Raw genomic sequence first — 3,692 nt, forward strand, 5'->3', positions numbered from 1 at the left:
TATTTTAGAGAGATGGTGCTAGAGGTTCAATCCTGGGGCCTGAAGCCGTCGTGGGTGACCGGAGACAGTTGGTATTCGAGCCTAGAGAATCTGAAGTTTCTCAGAAACGAGAAAGTGGGTTTTCTATTTGGGGTAGCGAATAATCGGCTGGTCTCGGTAGAGCGTGGAACGTCAGTGCAGATAGGGACTCTAGAGATTACAGCTGATGGCTTGATGGTCTATCTCAAGGCATTTGGCTGGGTCAAAGTGTTTTGTGCGCCGTTCAAAAACGAGCAGCGATATTACATCTTGTATCGACCAGACTTAGAGGCTTTGAAACAGCTCTCACGAGAGACCTTTAAGCAAGTTCATAGTGAGCATTGGCAGATTGAATGTTTTCATAGAGTGATTAAACAGGTGTGTAATATCGAGCGCTTTTATGTGCGAGATGAACAGGCTATTCGTAATCACGTTTTTTGTGCACTACGTGCTTTTTGCAAGCTACAGACGATGTGCATCAAAGGGATCATCAACAACTGCTATGAGATATCGCGTCAGCTATTTGTGCCGGTCATTCGCCAGTTTATTCTAGAAAACGTGGAGGAAACTGCTTTCGCCTAGCATTGTCACACTGTATTTGTCAATGCGTAACTCCTAACTATATTACTAAATAGTGTTATTTGCGCTTTCTCAGGACTTCTAGTAGGTCGCTTCGAGCGTTAAGCCAGGTGCTGATTGGGTAACTGACATTCGTGTGAGTCGAAAGGCTCGACCGATTTTTAGCAAGTGCTATCTCAGACAAGTATTGGTAACTCTGTCGGAAGTAAGAGATAGATTATATCTATCGATTGTATGACCACATAGCAATATAGTTACAAGTAGTGTTAATTGCTTAAGACTCAAATAAATCTGAAAGCGCTTGCATGTTCTGTTTAGATTGTCCTATGGAAAACGTTAAGAAGATCAACGAAGACATTTCGATTGCGACCAATCAGCCTTCATCTGAACAGTTTGACCAGGCCGAGAAAGCTGGATTCAAGTCAGTGCTCAACCTCCGGGATGCTCAAGAAGAAGGTGTATTAGAGGCTGAATCACAGCAGGTAGAGGCCGCAGGGCTTACCTATGCCAATATTGCGGTCAAGCTGAGTGAGATGGACGAAGCGCTTGTTGACGAGGTTTTAGCAAAAATAGAACAGCTGCCCAAACCCGTGTTAGCTCACTGTAAAAGCGGGCTGCGCTCTGGTGCGATCGCGCTCATATACGACGCCGTAAAGCATAATAAGAGCGCCCAAACCGCACTGGATAAGGGCAAAACATCAGGCTTTGACTGCGATGCCCATCCTCAAATGAAGCAGTTCTTCGTCAGCTATATCAATCAGCACAGCAAAACCTAATGCTTCCCAGCTTTCCGAAGTTTTTTCTCCCTAAAAGCGATTATGTTTTTCAGAAAGCTTTATCCGGAAAGCTTGGGCTATTTCTCTTACTTTATCAGCTCTGAAGAAACAGGCAAGGCACTCATTCTAAACGTTCGACGAGATGGTTGCCTGCGAAAGATCTTTAGCGTACCAGGCAGAATGGCTGCTTGGTACCAGGCTAGCTTTGAGACTGTCAACCCCTCGTCATAACTTCCTTTGGTTTATCAGATTTTAGGTATTGCGCTTATCCTACTAGTGCAGCGTCAAGACTAAGAATGAGGGTTGGCAAGAGTGTTGAAATAGGCGAGATTGGATAAAGCGAGCCGGAGTCCTTATGCAGAAGCGATACATCGTTTGATTGAGCGAATTAGAGAAAAGCGAACTACACGAAGTCATCAAACGGTTGAAAGGTAGCAGCCAGAAGGTTCGTCGTGCCCAGATTTTGCTGAAGGCAGATGTTGACGGGCCAAAGTGGACAGACCAGGCGATCGCCGATGCCTTTAACTGTCGGCCCCAAACGGTAGAAAACATCCGCCGCCGGTTGGTAGAGAATGGCTTTGCAGCGACGTTGAATGGGCTAAAACGCAGCCAGCCGCCAACGGCCAAACGCTTAGATGGTGCCCAAGCAGCTCAGGTGATTGCGATGGGTTTAGGCTCACCGCCTAAAGGCTATGCCAACTGGTCATTGCGGCTGTTAGCGCGAAAAGTCGTCGAGCTTGAGATCGTGACGGAGATGAGTCACGAAACAGTGCGGCAGACGCTGAAAAAAACGGCATGACCAATCGCAAGATTGAGTACTGGGTGATTCCACCCGAAGCCGATGGCGAGTTTGTGGCTCACATGGAGGAAGTGCTCGATACCTACGAGCGGCCTTACGACCCGACTTGTCCCGTCATTTGTATGGATGAGCAGCCAGTGCAACTGCTCAAAGAAACCAGCCGACCGATTGCGGCGACAGCAGCGCATGGCCAGCGGGTTGATTATGAATATGAGCGAGCGGGCACAGCCAGCATCTTTATGTTCACTGAACCGGCGGCGGGATGGCGACAGGCCACGGTGCGACCGCAACGGACAAAGACCGATTGGGCCACCGAAGTCGCTAGTAGGCTAGGGCGTAAGTCTAGATACCCTTTTTAAGCAGTGAGAGCCTTCCCTTTATAAGTCCATTGAAAAGGCTTTGCCATGGTGCGATTGAAATAATCGATGAAGTCAAGGATGCGAGTTTTCAAGTCAGCTTGACTGAGAAAATTGCCACGTTTGAGTAACTTTCGCATCAGGATGCCAAACCAGATTTCAATTTGATTGAGCCAAGAACAATGCTTGGGCGTGAAGTGAAAGACAATGTGATGGGTGGGGTCAGTCAAAAAGGCAGTTCGGGTTGCCATTGAGTGCAGGATGCCACGCTTGCCCTTGAGTCCGAGGTCAATGTCCAATCCCTCGACTTGGGCGACATAGCGCACCAGCGATGCCGATTGATGGGTATTTAAGCAGTCCATGACCCAAGTGCCATTTAGTCGCCTTTGGGTCGGTGCCAACCGTGTGCTGGACCTGCGCCAAGTAGTCTGCTTCGGTGCGGGTCTCGCCCACACTCGCAGCAATCACCTGCCCCTGAGCTACATCAAAACTAGCAATCAAGGTTTGGGTACCGTGGCGGATATACTCAAATTCTCGGCGGTGGATTTTCCCAGGACGCATCGGCAAGTCTGGGGCTTTGCGCTCTAGCGCTTGAATCCCAGTCATCTCATCGAGACTGACCGTGCGCTCTCCCACAGCCGCCCGCTCCTGAGCACTCAGGTAGACTTCGCAGATGTCTTTGACTTTGTCGTCGAAGGCTGGGTCGGGGGGGGATTGAGCCAGTATTGCAAAATGACGTTCACTTCGGGCTCTTGCGCACTTTAGGTGATCTTGATGGGTCACATGAGAAACAGACTGAGATCCTTATCCTTGGCTACTCTCATGGAACTTCTACAGCATCTACTGCCTAATCAAACCGGTTTAGCCTTGAATCGCTGGAATCTGGACACAGCAAATGGTCGAATCGTCGTTGAACTGTCTTCAACCAGCCCTCTAAAGGTCATTCCAAGGCTGCTTAATAATTTCTGTAACCCTTTCTATAGGGAGCTTTGGCTTATCAGTCCCGAAAACGCCAATCGTTAAGTTGGTTAAAGCAAGCGTGCCACCGCCCTGCTAGCGGTTGAATGATGGAGAGGTAGCCGCACAAAAGCAGGTCAATTCAACGATGATTTTGGCAGAAGTATTTGAACGTTTCGTCAGCGAAAGTCCGCTAACGGTGATGTT

The 3,692-nt window shown here is 48.6% G+C and carries 6 protein-coding genes; 4 read left to right on the forward strand and 2 right to left on the reverse strand.

The genetic code is table 11. The features are described from left to right. From CKL79_RS21975 to CKL79_RS21990, 4 genes are all read left to right on the forward strand, one after another. On the forward strand, nt 1-600 hold a 600-nt coding region (locus CKL79_RS21975), incomplete at its 5' end, for a transposase (RefSeq protein WP_141242174.1). 323 nt (nt 601-923) lie between these two features. Next, a complete protein-coding gene (locus CKL79_RS21980; RefSeq protein ID WP_121971655.1) occupies nt 924-1,373 on the forward strand; it encodes a sulfur transferase domain-containing protein in 450 nt (149 codons plus the stop codon). Between the two features lie 379 nt (nt 1,374-1,752). Further along, the gene (locus tag CKL79_RS21985) at nt 1,753-2,172 is read left to right on the forward strand and encodes a helix-turn-helix domain-containing protein (RefSeq protein ID WP_121971656.1); all 420 of its coding nucleotides are present in this window, start codon (nt 1,753-1,755) and stop codon (nt 2,170-2,172) included. Beyond that, a complete protein-coding gene (locus tag CKL79_RS21990) occupies nt 2,169-2,531 on the forward strand; it encodes a hypothetical protein (RefSeq protein WP_121971657.1) in 363 nt (120 codons plus the stop codon). Before CKL79_RS21985 ends, CKL79_RS21990 begins: the two co-directional genes overlap by 4 nt. Here the strand turns inward: CKL79_RS21990 and CKL79_RS23615 are convergent. Together CKL79_RS23615 and CKL79_RS23620 are read right to left on the reverse strand one after the other, a co-directional pair. Continuing rightward, nucleotides 2,528-2,890 carry a transposase gene (locus CKL79_RS23615; protein WP_205879183.1) on the reverse strand — a complete coding sequence of 121 codons (363 nt, stop codon included), beginning with the start codon at nt 2,888-2,890 and terminating at the stop codon, nt 2,528-2,530. The genes CKL79_RS21990 and CKL79_RS23615 overlap by 4 nt on opposite strands. Beyond that, nucleotides 2,817-3,164 (reverse strand): transposase, encoded by a 348-nt coding sequence (locus tag CKL79_RS23620; RefSeq protein WP_205879184.1) that lies wholly within the window; start codon nt 3,162-3,164, stop codon nt 2,817-2,819. The genes CKL79_RS23615 and CKL79_RS23620 overlap by 74 nt, the downstream gene beginning before the upstream one ends. Nucleotides 3,165-3,692 lie beyond the last annotated feature (528 nt).

Origin of the sequence: Leptolyngbya sp. BC1307 (assembly GCF_002286735.1) — a bacterium.
Classification (GTDB): Bacteria; Cyanobacteriota; Cyanobacteriia; order Phormidesmidales; family Phormidesmidaceae; genus Phormidesmis.